Below are 15,999 nucleotides of genomic sequence, written 5' to 3'. Positions count from 1 at the left end.
ATTATTGAACGTATCCTTTTTTATTACAAACAAAAAGGGAATAACCTGTGCTTTGTTAACAAGATGCACAACTTATTCCCTAAAAAATAAAAAAGGGCGTAAGTTCAAAAAACCATTCTTCTCACCCCTTGAAGAATCTGATCCTTGAAGCTTGCGCCCAACCATTTTTATTCATATGAGTGTATCTTAGCAAAAAAAAAACAAAATTACAACTGCTTTCTGTGTCAACTTTATCTAACGTAGATTGCTAACAAAAAAATCCCATCTTCAAAAAAGATGGGAAAGGAGTTTTACTCATGAGAGTAAATGAAAAAAAGATTATTGTTAGGATGCATTTATCTTACTATCCTAGTTTTTCTTTTACAAATAATATGCATCCAAATTGCACTTTATCCGCTTAAAAAAAGAATGCTTCTAACTCATAAGGTGAACGGCTGACACGTTCAAGAATAGATTCTTTCCATACATCTGTAAACCAATCATATTGAATTTGATTGAGAATACTTTTTTTTAACTCAACCATCATCATTTCATTATCAATCTCCCCATCATAAAATAGTCCTAACGTAGTCATAATCTTGCTATTACTATGCTGTTGAAATCGATAAATGCGTCCTTTTTCTATGTAATAAAACCAGTGATTGATAATAACCGCAAAATGTTCTTCTTTATTTTCTATTAATGTAATAAACATCTTCGTCGTAATTTTTTTCATAATGATTTGACTCCTTTGATGATCTTTACTTACAATTTTCCATTGCAATCGTCTTCTATTCCTTAGATTTGTTTATCATATCAAACAATTCAATTAGACACAATCTTGATCGAACAAAAACGTTCTTCCTTTTACTTTTAAATCAATAGAAAGAAAAAAATATCTATAAATAAAGTTTTTGTCAATCTTTACGTCCAAAATGAGCGACTTTTTGGTATAATATAAAAGAATAGTCACTATATTTAGCGATTGGAGATTTGATTATGGAGCAAAAACTAATAAAAATAACTACAACCTTCCACAATACCTGGTTGATCAATGAGAAAGAAGATCGTTTTTCCAGAGAAAATAATATTTTATTTGGCGATACATTGCGACTTTCTATCAGTAAAAATGATTCCTACTATTTCTCTGAAGCGATTGCGTTGACCTACGAAAAAGAAATCTTAGAAAAAACAAAACCGTCTGAAAGTGAAATTGCTTTTTTTCAGTATATGAAGGAAGTTCAAGAAAAAAACTATTCAAAATCACTTACAGAACACTATCACATAGAACAATACGTAATTTCACCAGAGCTTGCAGAAGACTTTTCAGCAGAAAATTGAAGACAAAACAAATAACAGCCTCTGATTTACTTCATTCAACAGGAAAAGTAAATCAGAAGCTATTATTTTGCACTTTTTTTGTTACGCACTTTTTACTTATACATTTAGAAATTTTTTAGTTAAATTTTTTGTTTGCAAAATTTGTTTTTGATAATATTAGATACGTTTTATGCTCCACCTGTAACTACATATACCGAAATAACACTTGCTACAACAGCTATAAATGAAATCATCAACACACCTCCACTCATCAATTTTTGAAATCAACGTTTGCAAACAAATAATTTCCCTTAGGTAAAGAATAACAAACAAGCTTAAAAAAATAAAGTAGTAAAATTGAAAAGTGCGAAATTGGCATAAAATTCAGATAAATTATTTACTTTTTTACGAAAATTGAGATTTTTTTATTCATTTCATGCTATAATCGCATATGAAGGGAGAGAAACTCTTGAATATCATAGAAACATTACGTTTTTTTAGACTTAAATTAAAGTTAACTCAAAAAGAAATGATGTCTGACTATACTGACCCATCTACCTATTCAAAAATTGAAAGTGGCAAACGATCTTTAAAAGTAAATGAGTTAGAGGAAATATTGAATCAAACCTCTATCAATGTTGATGAGTTTTTTAGTTTTACAACTTTTGACAAACAACAACAAGATTTCAGGGAAACTTTTTATTATTGTGGTGCTCACTTAGAAAATAAAAGTACTAAACAAAAATTACTTAACTATTATTTTGGCGTAAAAGATAAAGAAAAGAAATCCTTACGGGAATTATCAAATTATATCGCCATCAAAAATTTTTTCAACGCTCATTGGGATGAAGTTGATCCAGTAACTCTTGAGGAAATAAAGGAGATATTTGAAGACCTGCTGAATAAAACATTCTACATCCAATATGATTACATTATCACTGCAAATCTAATCCGTTTTTTTAGCGCAAAGCAGGCTGATTTATTGCTTGCAAGAATGTTTCCGATAAAATATGAAGATCAACGAGACTTCACGACTAAGAAATTTGCTCATAATATTCTTATCAATCTGATATCCATGCGCTTATATGCAAAAGATTACGAAAGTGCCGAAAGATATATACGCCTTGCTAAAAAACAAGATAAACAAAACGAAAACTACAGCTTCAAATTGAATCTTCAATACTTAACAAATCTCCTTAATTATATTCTCGAAGGCGAACCAGTCTACATGGAGCGTGTTTATGATTTTATACATCTACTAGAAAATACTGGTGATACTTTACAAGCTGAACAAGTAAAAACAGAAGTAAAGATGCTTACTCATGAACGTGATAGTGAAAAAATGCTAAAGAGCTATGCAGTCGGCCTATTGAAAGAATCTTAGTATACTATTTCAGTTACTTCAAAAATATCCCACCTATTAAAGGTGGGATAAGGAGTATTACTCGGATTGAGTAAAATGAAAATACTGTTAGGGTACATTTATAATACTACAAAGTGTAACGAATATCAACCCTAAAGTTCTCAAATCGCTTTATTTTAAATATTATTTCTCATATTCAAAACCCAATCAAAGATTTCAGACCATAAACAATGATTTCCCCCTCTACTATACTTCTCATAGCGGTACATTAAAACAGGAAAGATGAACCCCACCAAGAAAGGATTAAGTTAAATGAACGTCATTACTGTTTGCGGTAGTTTAAAATTTAAAGATGAGATGATGACACTTGGTCTGCAGATGGAACTCGCAGGGCATGTCATATTACTTCCAATATTTCCGATAAATAAGACTAAAGAAGAGTTTTCTGAGAAAGAGCTAGCTATACTTAGTAACATGCATAAGGAAAAAATAAAATTATCAGATGCCATCCTCGTCATTGATATAGATAGCTATATAGGCAATAGTACGAGAAATGAAATTGAATTTGCCCACTCTTTAAAAAAGGAAGTTCTGTATTATACTGATTTGGTGAATGACTTTTAAATAGATAAACACGTCACTCATTTTTTACTCATTACCAAATGACACATTAGACCGTCCCCCTTCTAAGCAAAAAATGATATTTTTATATAATTGCTTACTTTTCTGTTAAAATAAAGAGAAACTACGTAAAGAAGGCGTATTTATTTGAATATAGTATATAAAAAAAGAAGTATCATTTTATTGATATTATTATTTATCAGTATCCTCTCTATTTTTCCTTATTTTTTCAATAATTATATTTTCAGTCAGGACGATCTTCTATTTCACCGAACTAGATTGGAAAGCTACACTGAAGCAATCAGACATTTAGATTTTTTCCCTCGGGTCTTTCCTACTATGGGACTCAATTTTGGCTACGCTGCAGACTTGTTTTATCCGTCGATCTTATTGCTACCTTTTGCACTTTTTAGGATCGTAGGACTTGCTTTTGTACCCTCTTATTACTTGTATCAGTTTTTGATCAGTTTTGTTACTGCAGCTACTAGTTATTATTTTCTTTACTCTATAAAAAAATCAAAAAAACAAGCACTTTTATTCGCTTGTTTCTATACTCTCTCTAGTTATCGATTGATCGACCAATCCGTCCGAGCAGCTCTTGGAGAAACGCTAGCTTTTGCATTTCTCCCCTTGTTTGCACTTGGCGTGTATTCGATTGTTTATACGACTAAACATCGCTGGCAATTGCTAGCTGTCGCTACGACTTTGTTGATTGCCAGTCACTTGATTACAGCCTTTTATTCGTTTATTTTTCTAATGTTCTTCATTTTGATCAATTGGAAAAAAAGTAAACTAGCTCAAGTCAAGTCTTTGATTCAATCTGGTTTATTAACACTATGCTTGTCTGCATGGTTTTTATTTCCTTATTTGGAACAAGTAACTCAGCTAACATTCAATTTCAGTAACACAACTTTATGGTCCAGTGGTTTGAACTTTAGTTTGGCAAATTTAATTGTGAACAGTCTTGCTAATGTAAGTGCCCCTTTTACTGAGTTAAAACCAAATATTGGTCTTCTACTTATCGTATTTGTCATAATTGCTGGTATCCATTTTCGACAATTGACTACTCTAAATAAACGTCTTGCTGTCGTTACATTTCTACTCATTGTACTAGCCACAAATTTATTTCCTTGGGGACTCTTTAAACTGTCGATCATAGCAAAGATTCAATTTCCTTGGAGAATGTTATTATTCGCATCCTTTTTTGCTAGCTTATTAGCTGTTGGTATGATTGAGCAATTCCGCTTACTATCAACAAAAATGGTGATTGTTTTTATTCTGATTACCAGCTTATTAACACTAGGATTCAATGTTAATAATTTGGTGCAAAGTACAGAGCAACACAACATAACTGTGACCAACAACAATGTTTCTGTTTTTTATGAATCCGAAATTGGTCATGGCAAAGAATATTTAGTAAAAGATACTGATTTTAAAAAATATTTTGCTGCACCAGGTCTGATAATTGATGGAATTCCTTATACTTCTACTCCTAATCAAATAAAAAACAACTATGATCATAGCAACTATACTGTGCGGATAAATGGCAATCAAGAAGTCCAATTACCTAAGTTTTATTACAAAGGTTATGAAGTGAAAGTGGACCAAGAAGTTGCTAAGGCTTATAACAAAAATGGATTACTGACCGTTACACTTGATCCAGGTGTGCATTCAATCGAAATTTTTTATAAAAAAACCAACATCCAGAAATTATCAGTTATTTTCTCTTTTATAACGGCTGGAACATTGGTTTTGTATAACAGACTAAAAAAAAGAAGATAAAATCAATAGCTCTTATCTAACATACTGCTTTCAAAAAATAGAGGATACCGTCACAAATAAGAGACTGTATCCTCTATTAGCAAGCTGGTCATTCGGTATAGTTCATCTATTTATAGTGATTGATTAAAAAATTCGTTTCTAACACTATTTTTTTACTTTACTTACGCAAAAAAACTTCTTTCTTTGTCTTTAAAGGTAGGTAGGTACCTCCTCCGTCCTCTATCCCAATGAATAATTTCTATCGCTTGCTTTAAAACAACTATTCTATCACCAAGGTTGACTTGTTGGTCCTACTGTAAATTCATTTATCGTAACCTCTTCAGGTTGTTCAATCGCATAAGCAACAATGTTTGCCACGTGTTTAGGGGAAATACCATATCTATCATATAAATCAGTCATTCCTGCGGCAGTTTTTTGGTCTGTAATTTTATCCAGTAATTCTGTTTTAATTGCTGCTGGATAGATTGTAGCTGTTCGGATATTCGTTCCCTCTTGTGCCGATTCCATTCGCAATACTTCCATTAAATCGCGAACTGCCCATTTAGTCGCGCCATAAACAGCACCTCCTGGGTAGGCTTTCAGCCCCGCAACGGAGGATGTTGTAATCACATGTCCTGATCTTTGTTCGATAAACAATGGAAGTACAGCTGCAAGCCCATTGAGAACTCCTTTAATGTTTATATCAATCATTTGGTCCCATTCTTCTTCCTTAAGTGCGGACAAGGGCGAATTTGGCATAATACCAGCATTTAAAAAGAGAACATCTACCTTCCCATACGTTTCAATAGCGAAATCTACCAAGTTTTGATTATCTTTTCTCTTCGTTACATCCGTGACTAAATATACTGCATCACCAGATTTTTCTTTGATTTTTTCAACAATTGATTCTAATTTTTCTTTTCTTCGTGCTGCTAGTACCAGTTTTGCTCCTTTTTCGGCTAACAACATCGCAGTTGCCTCTCCAATTCCTGATGAAGCTCCTGTAATAACTACTACTTTATCTTTAATCGCCATCTGTCTTGCTCCTTTTCATTTTTATGGTGTCAATAGGACATTGACTGCATCTGTTTCTAACATGAAATCAAGTTGTTCTACTTCTTTTATTTTTCCTATTTTAGTATATGAATAATTGGTAGAAAATGTTTGATAAAAGATGACTAAACAGTTGGAGCCAAAAAGCATCACATCGCCCTTTTCTATTCTTCTAACCTGTTCTCTTTGTGTCGGTAAATGTTCTAATAGATACGCATATTTTTCATTACCATTTAAATCAGCCATCCTTATGTTTAGTGGAAGGTGTTCTCTCATTTTTTTCGTTGCTGAATTGGGTGTTAGCTCAATATGAAATCGTTTGTTTTCAATTATGCCATTTATTGTAGACACCGTTTCACTTTCATTGATATAAGACGTAATCACATCACCCTCCCCCCTCTTTACAACTAGAAGTAATAAGCAAAGAATAGCGAATATTATTTTATGTTCTCTTTTCTTCTTCAATTTTCCGAACCACTTTAGCTGGGCTTCCTGCTACAATCACATTATCAGGCACGTCTTTTGTCACCGTTGAATCAGCAGCAACAATCGAATTCTCTCCAATCGTAACCCCAGGCAAGACTGTGACATTTGCCCCAAGCCAAGCATTCTGCTTAATATGAATCGGCTCTACTTTGATTCCCCGTCTATTTTTAGGAGAAACTAAATGGTTAACAGTGACCAATCTAGAACCAGGACCAATCAAAACCTGGTCTTCGATCGTAATACCACCTAAATCTACGAAAGTCACGTTTTGGTTAATAAATATTTCTTTTCCAAATGTGATATGCTTGCCAAAATCACTATAAAAAGGCTGGGAAATTTTTACTGAGCTATCGATTGTTTTCCCCGTAATTTCCTCCAAAAGTGCTAAAACCTCTTTATTCGGATAATACTGCGCATTTAGTTTCATTATCAATTGTTCGTTTTCATGTTTTGCGTAATGAATTTCTTCAAATAAAGGAGAATCCTTTAAAATTTCTTTGCCAACAATTTTCTTTTGCAGCTCACTATTTAGCATTTTTATTCCATCCTTTCGTTTCTACTATCCAAATTATACCTGAATCGTTTATACTTAACTAATACCAATAAAACATAGCTAACTATTCGTAAAAGTTATAGGAAGGAGTGCTAAAATGGAACTTCGTGTCTTAACGTATTTTTTAGCAGTAGCAAGAGAAAAAACTATTAGTAAAGCGGCTGAAGTTTTAAACCTCTCTCAGCCAACACTTTCAAAACAATTAAAAGAATTAGAAGACGAGCTTGGTGTTACATTATTTATTCGTGGAAATCGAGCTATCTCATTAACAGAAGAGGGTATCTACTTAATGAATAGAGGAAAAGAAATTCTATCGTTAGTTGAAGCAACAACCTCAAATCTTACCAAAAATGATGTAATCAGTGGAGAAATAACGATTGGAGGCGGTGAAACGAGCGCTTTTGAATTTATTGGAAAACTGTTGGAAGAATTAAGAGAACACCATCCAGAAATCACTATTCATCTTTATAGTGGAAATGCTGATGATGTTTTAGAAAAAATTGATAAAGGTCTGTTAGATTTTGGTTTGGTGATTGATCCTGTTGAAAAACAAAAATATGAATATATCCGCTTACCTTTGTTTGATAGCTGGGGCATTCTAGTAAATAAATCACATCCTCTAGCTGAAAAACCAACAGTCCAACCAAAAGATCTCTTGCATACCCCTCTACTGATTTCCAATCAATCTTTAGTTGATAATCAACTATCAGAGTGGCTTGGAGGAAATATAGAACACTTTACTATCATTGGAACCTATAATCTTCTTTATAATGCCTCTTTGCTAGTAAAACAAGGTGTTGCTAGTGCACTTTGCATTGATGGAATTGTGAATACCGCCGATACCTCCCTAACGTTTATTCCTTTTTCACCATCCTTGACTGCAAACATCAATATTGTTTGGAAAAAGAATCAAATTTTTTCCAATGCTTCAAAAGAGTTTCTGCGTTTGTTAAAGAATGCAAAATAATACAACAATGGCACAACGAGCGCAAGCTATTGTTGTATATAGTTTATTACAATGAAGAATCAATCATATGGACTAGTTTCTATATGATTGATTCTATTATTACCTCTTAAATTGATATCTCACTTCATAGTTAAATTTTCACTAGAAAGATTTTCTCCATTTGTCTCAATTACCCGTTGATACCAATAAAAAGATTTCTTTTTAGAACGTTCTAATGTACCTTTCCCCTCGTCATCACGATCCACATAAATAAAGCCATATCGTTTACTCATTTGACCTGTACTGGCAGCAACTAAATCAATACATCCCCACGTTGTATAGCCAAGCAATTCTACGCCATCAATCTCTACTGCATCTTTAAATGCTTGAATATGTTTGCGTAAATAATCAATACGATACTCATCTTCTACATAACCATTATCATCTGGCGTATCAATTGCACCTAAGCCATTTTCAACAATAAATAAAGGCTTTTGGTAACGATCATATAGTTGATTCAAAGAGTTCCTTAAGCCTAATGGATCAATCTGCCAACCCCATTCAGTTGAGGGTAAGTGTTCATTTTTTATTGATGCAAAGATATTACCAGTTGATTGCTCATAATCTTCTGAATGGGCACTCACAGTCCGTGAACAATAATAAGAAAAGGTTACAAAATCAACTGGTGATGCTGCCAAAATTTCTTCATCTCCTGCTTCCATCACAATATGTAACCCTTCGCGCGCTAATTTTTTCAAGGCATAATTGGGGTATTTCCCCCGTGCCTGAACATCAATAAAAAAGTAGCCTTCACGATCACGATTAATCGCTTCTTGATAGTCTTCTGGGCGACACGTATAGGGGTAATGGCTACCACCTGCCAACATACAGCCAACCTGATTTTTTGCATCCACTTCATGGGCAATTTTAGTTGCTAAAGCACTTGCTACTAGTTGATGATGCGCAGCTTGATATTTAATTTCTTCTTGATTTTCACCTTCTTTAAAGATAATTCCACCACCAACAAATGGCTGATGTAAGATGATGTTGATTTCGTTAATTGTCAACCAATACTTAACTAAGCCTTTATAACGCTTCAAAACAGTTTCAGCATACCGTGTATAAAATTCAACCAACTGACGGTTCTTCCAGCCACCATAAGCTTTAATCAAATGAACGGGAACATCAAAGTGAGCAATCGTCACTAATGGTTCAATCTGGTGCTTTCTTAATTCTTGAAAAATAGCTTCATAAAACGCAAGACCTTCTTCATTTGGTTTAGCGTCATCTCCATTTGGGAAAATACGAGACCACGACAATGACATACGATAAACTTTAAACCCCATTTCCACAAATAATTGAATATCTTCCATATAACGATGGTACATATCAATTGCCTCTTTTGCAGGGTAATAATAGCCGTCCTGCCAATCTAACATTTCCAACTCACCTAAAGCTACTTTCTTACGATCTTCACCACATGGTAATACATCAATATTAGAAAGCTTTCTGCCACCTTCTAATACACCGCCTTCTGCTTGGTTTGCAGCTGTTGCCCCACCCCACAAGAAATGTTTATCTAAAGTCATATATTTACAGCTCCTATTCTTTTTTCAAAACTATTAATCTTAATTATTATCCATTTAGATGATTATTCTATTATCTTTACACTTTAACGATCAATACTTCTTCGTTATTTGCTAATTGTCCTTTAGTTGTTAATTCAATTGAAGAGTATTGAGGGGTATTAGTTATCACAACTGGCACTTGCGTTTCATAGCCAGCTTCTCTTATTTTTTCCAAATCAAAATTTAGGATTACCTGCCCTTTTTTTACTGTTTGCCCCGACTCTACCAAAGTATCAAAATATTGACCTTTTAACTCTACAGTATTTAAACCTACATGAATCAAAAGTTCTATTCCAGTATCCGACACAAGTCCAATTGCATGTTTTGTTGGAAAAATAGCCTCGATTTTCCCATTAAATGGTGCAATTACTTTTCCTTCTATTGGCTCAATAGCAAACCCTTTACCAAGAGCCTCCGATGCAAAAGCGCCATCTTGTACTTCACTCAAGGACATGACATTCCCTTTAATAGGATTAGCAATTATTGTATCCTCTAAAATAATTTCTTTAACTGATGGTACTGTTACTTCTTTTTCAAATTTAAAACTTAACACATAGGTTAATACGGCTGATACGACTGCTGAAATGATCAAAGCAATCATAATATTCCAGAAAAAAGCCATCGAATTATCACCAATATAAAGTAAAATTGCAGGTAAACCAGATGATCCTGTTGCAAAGCGATGTGTATTCGTTAATCCAGCATATAAACCACCTGCTCCACCACCAATCATAGCTGCAATCAACGGGTATTTTTTAGGTAAATTCACACCATATAATGTTGGTTCAGTAATCCCCATGTATGCAGTAATTGAACCCTAAACAGCTAATTGCTTCAATTTTTTATCTTTTGTTCTAAATGCAACTACCGCAGAAGCCGTTGCTTGAGCAATATTTGAGCAAACACAGCCTGGCCCAAAAATACTATCATAACCAAGCTCTGCCATTTGCATCACCCCTAAAGGAGCAACACCATTGTGAAGACCAAACATCACCATAATCGGCAGAAAACCACCGATCAAGACTGCTGGTACCCAACTAGCATTTACACTTAAAAACGTAAAGAATGCTGCCAGATAACCACCAATAATACTGCCAATCGGACCTAGTACTGAAAACGCCAAAGTTCCCATAATTAGAAAAGTCAACATTGGTACAAAGACTAATTCAACTGATTTTGGTATCACACGATTGAGAAATTTCTCTACATAAGACTGAACGAAAATAATTAAAAGAATCGGAATAACAGAACCAGTATAAGTAGCTAAGGTAAAAGGAATAAGATCAAAGAATTTAACTGGCTCTCCTGCTGTGACTAATACCCCCCAATTTGGATGCATCATCATTGCTGCGACAGATGCTGCCAAGATAGGATTGCATCTCAATTTTTGAGCAACTGTAAAAGCTAAGATCATCGGTAAGAAGAAAAACACGCCATCTGCAAATAAATTCAATAAATAATACGTTTGTGATTCGACAGAAACAACCTTAAAAACAACTAACAATGCTAGAACAGCTTTAACCATTCCAGCTCCAGATAATGCAGGAATAATTGGCTGGAATGTACCAGCTACAAACTCAATAATGCTATTAAATATGCCTTTTTTCTCAGATGATGGTTCATTTTTTGCAGTAATATCGATTTTTTTCTCAATCTCTTCAAAGACATCTTTCACATGCGTTCCTATGACAACCTGATGAACACCTGCATTAACTAAATAAGTTGCGACTCCTTCTAATTCACCAAGACCTTCTTTGTCAACTTTTTGTTCATCTACTAGTTTAAAACGAAGGCGTGTTTGACAATGATAGGCATCTGCAATATTTTCCTTTCCACCTAACGTCTCAATAATCTCTTGGGCCAACTGTTCATATTTTTTACTCATGGATTTCTCCCTTCAATGTAACAAGATCCTATTTTGAATCAACCGGTTATTCAACTCTTGTTTCTAATCGAACTTTACCATTTATTGATAGCGTTACCAATAGTTTCAAAACATCTCGAAACATATTTCGGAAAATAAAGGAAAAAGTTGACATTATTGAAATCCGTTTCATATTTCCTTGAATTTTTAACGGAAATGATTGACTTAAAGCTCACTTTAAGATTTATAATGAGCTTGAGGAGGTGTTCAAATGAAAAAACAGTTATATCTGATGCGTCATGGAGAAACACTTTTTAATCAGTTGGGTAAAATCCAAGGTGCATGTGATTCCCCATTAACAAATAAAGGAAAAAAACAAGCAAAGCAAGCAGCAACATTTTTTCAAGAAAATCAAATTCACTTTGATCATTACTACTCATCAACCCAAGAGCGTGCTTGCGACACATTGGAAATCATTACAAACAGCAATCACTTTTATCAACGAAAAAAAGGGTTGAAAGAAATGAATTTTGGACGATTTGAGGGAGAAAGTTCGGAGCTACAGCCAAAAGGTCCCCACAATTTTGAAACTTTCTATGAACAATTTGGAGGCGAAAAAGCTTCTGACGTTCAAAATAGAATGATTAAAACACTTCATTCGATTATGGAGCAGGAAGATCATCAAAAGGTTTTGGCAATATCGCACAATGGTGCGTGTTTTTACTTTTTAAACTCTATTTGGAAGCATTCTGATAGAAAAATTCCTATTCATTTGCCAAACTGTGCCATTTTTATTTACACTTATGAAAAATATCATTTTGACCTCACTGACATTATTGACCCCTCAAGTAAAAAAAGTATTCTTTAATCTGGTTATGAAGACAGGTAAAAAGCACTTGGCCCAAAATATCCAAGTGCTTTTTATGATCAAAATTTTTCAGATAATTGTTTAAAGGTTGCTTGTCTTTTAGACTCTAATAATTTTGAATTTGTAATTTTATTCCTTCTATTGACTTCATAATCAAGTGAAAATACTTTTGCGAACAGAGCATCGAGAATAAATAGAATGGATTCCTGTGTCGCAAAATTGGCTATCTTGGAATACAATTTTTCTTTACTAGAAATATTAAGAACAACATCTGAGTAATCCCTTAAATAGTTTTCACCACCGCTTGTGATACTAATGATTGGTACAGAATTTTTCATTAATAATTTTACATTGCTAGTTGGGTTGTCATCAAAGCTACTCCCAGAATAAGAAATCACAATCGCACAATCTTTGTTATTCACTGTTTGTGTGATAATACCACTTTCACCCGAATTGGCCATAATTGCTTTCTTTTGAATCGATAACAAATTTCTCTTAATCAGTTCACCGTAATAATAATTTGGACTCGTCCCATAAATCACAACGCTATTTGCACCATGAATAAGTTCTGCAGCTTTGTTAAGATCTTCTATAGCAATCAAAGAAACAGTATCTTTGATACTCTGAATTTTTAAAGTCGCAATACTTTCAATGATTTCTAACGTATCGTGTTCAGCTGAAAAAGGAAAGTTAGGATCAACATCTACGTAAGCATTGTCGTCATGATAGGCCACTTCATGAGTAAAAGCATACATAAATTCTTTCCAACCCGAATAGCCAAAATATTTCGCAAATCGAACTAAGGTTGGCTTAGACGTAAAGGTTTTCTTGGCAATCTCTTCCATCGAGTAAGATTTTAGTTGGTCACGATTTTCAAGAATAAATTCGCCAATCACTCGTCGGGCATCATTTTGCTTAAAAACTGCTTCTTCAATTCTTTGAAAAAGATACATTTTCATTTCCCTCCAGTTTAAACTAGCCTAGTTCTTTTCCTTAAATATATTTTCCTCACACTCTTTGATTTTATGATCATAATCCTCGATTTTCTTCTCTAATTTAGCCACAGTACCATTAATTAATGCCTGTTTCTTTAAAAGTTTCTGATATTCATTCACCAAAATCTCTTTTCTTTGGACCAACGTTTGTTCCCCCATTTGATATAATTCTGAATATTTTGAAAGAGAATGAATAGACAAACCTGAATCCCTCATGCATTTAATAAATTCAACCCAAATTAAATCTTCTTCTTGAAAATCTCTAATTCCTGATTGGTTACGGGTAATTGCAGGCATTAATCCTTGACTCTCATAGTAGCGAATCGTAGCAGGTGTCATATCATATTTTGCTGCAACTTCTGAAATATTCATAGTAATCAATCCCTCTTCTATCATTTAAGTATTTGGTCATTCTATCTTACCAGTATTTCCACTTGATTTAAAGTGCACTTTAAGGTGTATACTTTAAACAGATGCAACATTAGGAGGTTATCAATTGTCGCTAACATTACAGCAAGATTTGATTAACTTTTACTATTGCTAAAAATAGTTATACAAAATAATGTTCTTGGACAGGAGAAAATAATGAACGAACAATCACAAGCAACACCACCAAAAACCATTCCGTTTGGCGCAGAAGCCTTTCAAGTGAATCATCATACTGAAATCCGCTGGCTAGGAAATTCAGGTATATTTTTAAATAGCAGAGGCTATTGTATGATGGTTGATCCAGTATTAGAAGGATTTGATTTGCCTTTGTTAATTGAAATGCCAATCAAAACGGATCAAGTGCCGCATCTGGATAGTATACTTATCACCCATGCTGACAATGATCATTTTAGTATAGCAACCTTAAAAAAATTACTACCGCTGACAAATGCTCTACACGCACCTAAATATGTTGCTGGACTAGTTAAAGAAAAAATGATGTTTGAAGCATTTGGTCATGAAATACATGCTTCTTTTAAAGAAGATCCATTAAAAATAACATTAACACCTGCTGACCATTTATGGCAAAATGAAAGTAAAAAATACAATCGTGTCTTTAAATTAGAGGACTTTTGTGGATTTTGGATTGAAACACCAGATGGAACCATGTGGATTCCTGGCGACTCCAAGTTATTAACATCCCATCTAGAAATGCCTGAACCTGATGCGATTCTCTTTGATTTTTCTGATAACGAATGGCATATTGGCTTAGATAATGCGATTAAACTTGCTAACACTTATCCAAATGCTGCTTTACTTTTGTCTCATTGGGGAACAGTGGATGCTCCTCATATGAATGTTTTCAATGGAAATCCAGCTGATCTGATTCATAGAGTAACCAATCCTGAAAGAATCCAGATAATGGCTGCTGGAGATCGTTTCATTTTAAGAAAATAGCAAAAAATGAGCGTGGGACAAAACTAAAAAAAAGTTTTGTTTCGCGCTCTAAATCCGAATAAACGGCGACAAAAAAGCAGCTCCTTCGGAAATAAGCTGAAATTCACAAAAATTTGAAAAGTAATTTTCGTGAATTCCCTCTTATTTCTCGGAGCTAAACGCTTTTGTCTCGGCCTCATTTTTTTAGACATGTCCCACTACTTTGTGTGGGATATAAGGTTCTTCTAAATAAAGTACATCTGCTTGACTTAATTTAAAATCTACCGCGCCAACCGCTGTTTCGATATGATTCATTTTTGTTGCGCCAATAACAGGTGCAACTACTGGATTTTTTTGTAGTAACCATCCTAAGGCAATATTCACTTTATTGGTCTCATATTTGGCAGCCAATTCAGCAACGCGATCTATAATCATCTGATCTTTATCCGCGGTTTCATCATATTTAGCTTTTTGTGCATCATCAGTGGTGCTTCGTTTGGTTGCTTCTGTGGCACTTCGAATTAATCGCCCTGATGCCATTGGACTATAAGGTGTAAGTGCAATTTTTTCAGAAAGACAATAGGGAATCATTTCACGTTCTTCTTCACGATAAATCAAATTTAAGTGGTTTTGCATAGAAACAAATTTTGCCCAACCATTCTTTTCTGCTATATTGTTTGCTTGTTGAAATTGATAAGCATACATCGCTGAAGCCCCAATATATCTTGCTTTTCCAGCTTTGACAACGTCATTTAGTGCTTCCATAGTTTCTTCAATTGGTGTATAAGGATCCCAACGGTGGATGATATATAAATCCACATAATCTGTTTGCAGACGCTTCAAACTCTGATCAATTTGAGACATAATCGCTTTTCTTGATAATCCTTGTCCATTTGGACCATCAAACGTTTTTTGGTGAACTTTCGTTGCTAGTACAATTTCATCTCGGTTTGCGTAGTCCTTCAACGCTTTCCCTAAAATTTCTTCGCTTCTACCCAAAGAATAAACATTGGCAGTATCAAAAAAGTTTATGCCTAGTTCTAGGGCTCTTTTGATTAGCGGTCTACTATCTTCCTCTTCAAGTACCCATTTATGAATCCAATTTTTAGGGTCTCCAAAGCTCATTGCACCTAAACAAATTCTTGAAACATCTAGTCCAGTATTACCTAATTTCGTATACTCCATTCTTATCATCCT

General features: G+C 34.0%; 15 protein-coding genes, 1 pseudogene and 1 other annotated feature. Of the genes and pseudogenes, 7 read left to right on the top strand and 9 right to left on the bottom strand.

The annotated features are described in order from the left end of the window. Positions 1-115: 115 nt before the first annotated feature. Positions 116-163 (bottom strand) — a sequence feature (sodium ion sensor (DUF1646 type); this cis-regulatory element may regulate processes involved in with the transportation of sodium ions). A 234-nt stretch (positions 164-397) separates the two neighbouring features. Continuing rightward, complete coding sequence (locus tag ATZ35_RS12210) at positions 398-715, bottom strand: hypothetical protein (protein WP_208927477.1); 318 nt, start codon at positions 713-715, stop codon at positions 398-400. 263 nt (positions 716-978) lie between these two features. On the opposite strand from ATZ35_RS12210, the gene ATZ35_RS12205 reads away from it, so the two are divergent. From ATZ35_RS12205 to ATZ35_RS12190, 4 genes are all read left to right on the top strand, one after another. Continuing rightward, positions 979-1,320 (top strand): hypothetical protein, encoded by a 342-nt coding sequence (locus ATZ35_RS12205; RefSeq protein WP_208927476.1) that lies wholly within the window; start codon positions 979-981, stop codon positions 1,318-1,320. 448 nt (positions 1,321-1,768) lie between these two features. Beyond that, complete coding sequence (locus ATZ35_RS12200) at positions 1,769-2,683, top strand: helix-turn-helix domain-containing protein (RefSeq protein WP_208927475.1); 915 nt, start codon at positions 1,769-1,771, stop codon at positions 2,681-2,683. A 291-nt stretch (positions 2,684-2,974) separates the two neighbouring features. Further along, the gene (locus ATZ35_RS12195) at positions 2,975-3,286 is read left to right on the top strand and encodes a hypothetical protein (RefSeq protein ID WP_208927474.1); all 312 of its coding nucleotides are present in this window, start codon (positions 2,975-2,977) and stop codon (positions 3,284-3,286) included. Positions 3,287-3,622: 336 nt separating this feature from the next. Then, positions 3,623-5,065, top strand: coding sequence for a YfhO family protein (locus tag ATZ35_RS12190; protein ID WP_244148160.1), 1,443 nt, complete (start codon positions 3,623-3,625; stop codon positions 5,063-5,065). 267 nt (positions 5,066-5,332) lie between these two features. On the opposite strand, the gene ATZ35_RS12185 is transcribed toward ATZ35_RS12190, so the two are convergent. From ATZ35_RS12185 to ATZ35_RS12175, 3 genes are read right to left on the bottom strand one after another with little or no spacing between them, the layout of a single operon-like run. Beyond that, a complete protein-coding gene (locus ATZ35_RS12185) occupies positions 5,333-6,079 on the bottom strand; it encodes an SDR family oxidoreductase (protein ID WP_208927472.1) in 747 nt (248 codons plus the stop codon). A 21-nt stretch (positions 6,080-6,100) separates the two neighbouring features. After that, complete coding sequence (locus ATZ35_RS12180) at positions 6,101-6,481, bottom strand: cyclophilin-like fold protein (RefSeq protein ID WP_244148159.1); 381 nt, start codon at positions 6,479-6,481, stop codon at positions 6,101-6,103. A gap of 58 nt (positions 6,482-6,539) precedes the next feature. Further along, on the bottom strand, positions 6,540-7,118 hold the full coding sequence (locus ATZ35_RS12175; protein WP_208927471.1) for a sugar O-acetyltransferase: 579 nt from the start codon (positions 7,116-7,118) through the stop codon (positions 6,540-6,542). Positions 7,119-7,233: 115 nt separating this feature from the next. Between ATZ35_RS12175 and ATZ35_RS12170 the strand changes: the two genes are divergently transcribed. Next, positions 7,234-8,103, top strand: coding sequence for a LysR family transcriptional regulator (locus ATZ35_RS12170; RefSeq protein WP_208927470.1), 870 nt, complete (start codon positions 7,234-7,236; stop codon positions 8,101-8,103). A gap of 119 nt (positions 8,104-8,222) precedes the next feature. On the opposite strand, the gene ATZ35_RS12165 is transcribed toward ATZ35_RS12170, so the two are convergent. Together ATZ35_RS12165 and ATZ35_RS12160 are read right to left on the bottom strand one after the other, a co-directional pair. Then, on the bottom strand, positions 8,223-9,671 hold the full coding sequence (locus ATZ35_RS12165; protein WP_208927469.1) for a 6-phospho-beta-glucosidase: 1,449 nt from the start codon (positions 9,669-9,671) through the stop codon (positions 8,223-8,225). 76 nt (positions 9,672-9,747) lie between these two features. Further along, positions 9,748-11,595: pseudogene (locus ATZ35_RS12160) on the bottom strand (beta-glucoside-specific PTS transporter subunit IIABC). Between the two features lie 250 nt (positions 11,596-11,845). On the opposite strand from ATZ35_RS12160, the gene ATZ35_RS12155 reads away from it, so the two are divergent. Then, positions 11,846-12,442 (top strand): histidine phosphatase family protein, encoded by a 597-nt coding sequence (locus ATZ35_RS12155; RefSeq protein ID WP_208927468.1) that lies wholly within the window; start codon positions 11,846-11,848, stop codon positions 12,440-12,442. 59 nt (positions 12,443-12,501) lie between these two features. On the opposite strand, the gene ATZ35_RS12150 is transcribed toward ATZ35_RS12155, so the two are convergent. Both ATZ35_RS12150 and ATZ35_RS12145 read right to left on the bottom strand, forming a co-directional pair. After that, the gene (locus tag ATZ35_RS12150; protein ID WP_208927467.1) at positions 12,502-13,395 is read right to left on the bottom strand and encodes a MurR/RpiR family transcriptional regulator; all 894 of its coding nucleotides are present in this window, start codon (positions 13,393-13,395) and stop codon (positions 12,502-12,504) included. A gap of 27 nt (positions 13,396-13,422) precedes the next feature. Continuing rightward, positions 13,423-13,809 (bottom strand): MerR family transcriptional regulator, encoded by a 387-nt coding sequence (locus tag ATZ35_RS12145; protein WP_208927466.1) that lies wholly within the window; start codon positions 13,807-13,809, stop codon positions 13,423-13,425. Between the two features lie 213 nt (positions 13,810-14,022). Between ATZ35_RS12145 and ATZ35_RS12140 the strand changes: the two genes are divergently transcribed. Beyond that, on the top strand, positions 14,023-14,823 hold the full coding sequence (locus ATZ35_RS12140) for an MBL fold metallo-hydrolase (protein ID WP_208927465.1): 801 nt from the start codon (positions 14,023-14,025) through the stop codon (positions 14,821-14,823). 183 nt (positions 14,824-15,006) lie between these two features. On the opposite strand, the gene ATZ35_RS12135 is transcribed toward ATZ35_RS12140, so the two are convergent. Continuing rightward, positions 15,007-15,987 (bottom strand): aldo/keto reductase, encoded by a 981-nt coding sequence (locus ATZ35_RS12135; RefSeq protein WP_208927464.1) that lies wholly within the window; start codon positions 15,985-15,987, stop codon positions 15,007-15,009. Positions 15,988-15,999: the final 12 nt, after the last annotated feature.

The sequence above is a fragment of the Enterococcus rotai genome, from assembly GCF_001465345.1.
GTDB classification, from domain to species: Bacteria; Bacillota; Bacilli; order Lactobacillales; family Enterococcaceae; genus Enterococcus_L; species Enterococcus_L rotai.
Note: the sequence above shows the minus strand (reverse complement) of the source record. Positions and strands in the feature narration are given on the sequence as shown.

What these genes read in the sequence shown, in the direction of transcription:
- ATZ35_RS12210 (WP_208927477.1), bottom strand. Translation starts at nt 715, where the DNA reads ATGAAAAAAATTACGACGAAGATGTTTATTACATTAATAGAAAATAAA.
- ATZ35_RS12205 (WP_208927476.1), top strand. Translation starts at nt 979, where the DNA reads ATGGAGCAAAAACTAATAAAAATAACTACAACCTTCCACAATACCTGG.
- ATZ35_RS12195 (WP_208927474.1), top strand. Translation starts at nt 2,975, where the DNA reads ATGAACGTCATTACTGTTTGCGGTAGTTTAAAATTTAAAGATGAGATG.
- ATZ35_RS12190 (WP_244148160.1), top strand. Translation starts at nt 3,623, where the DNA reads ATGGGACTCAATTTTGGCTACGCTGCAGACTTGTTTTATCCGTCGATC.
- ATZ35_RS12185 (WP_208927472.1), bottom strand. Translation starts at nt 6,079, where the DNA reads ATGGCGATTAAAGATAAAGTAGTAGTTATTACAGGAGCTTCATCAGGA.
- ATZ35_RS12175 (WP_208927471.1), bottom strand. Translation starts at nt 7,118, where the DNA reads ATGCTAAATAGTGAGCTGCAAAAGAAAATTGTTGGCAAAGAAATTTTA.
- ATZ35_RS12170 (WP_208927470.1), top strand. Translation starts at nt 7,234, where the DNA reads ATGGAACTTCGTGTCTTAACGTATTTTTTAGCAGTAGCAAGAGAAAAA.
- ATZ35_RS12165 (WP_208927469.1), bottom strand. Translation starts at nt 9,671, where the DNA reads ATGACTTTAGATAAACATTTCTTGTGGGGTGGGGCAACAGCTGCAAAC.
- ATZ35_RS12155 (WP_208927468.1), top strand. Translation starts at nt 11,846, where the DNA reads ATGAAAAAACAGTTATATCTGATGCGTCATGGAGAAACACTTTTTAAT.
- ATZ35_RS12150 (WP_208927467.1), bottom strand. Translation starts at nt 13,395, where the DNA reads ATGTATCTTTTTCAAAGAATTGAAGAAGCAGTTTTTAAGCAAAATGAT.
- ATZ35_RS12145 (WP_208927466.1), bottom strand. Translation starts at nt 13,809, where the DNA reads ATGAATATTTCAGAAGTTGCAGCAAAATATGATATGACACCTGCTACG.
- ATZ35_RS12140 (WP_208927465.1), top strand. Translation starts at nt 14,023, where the DNA reads ATGAACGAACAATCACAAGCAACACCACCAAAAACCATTCCGTTTGGC.
- ATZ35_RS12135 (WP_208927464.1), bottom strand. Translation starts at nt 15,987, where the DNA reads ATGGAGTATACGAAATTAGGTAATACTGGACTAGATGTTTCAAGAATT.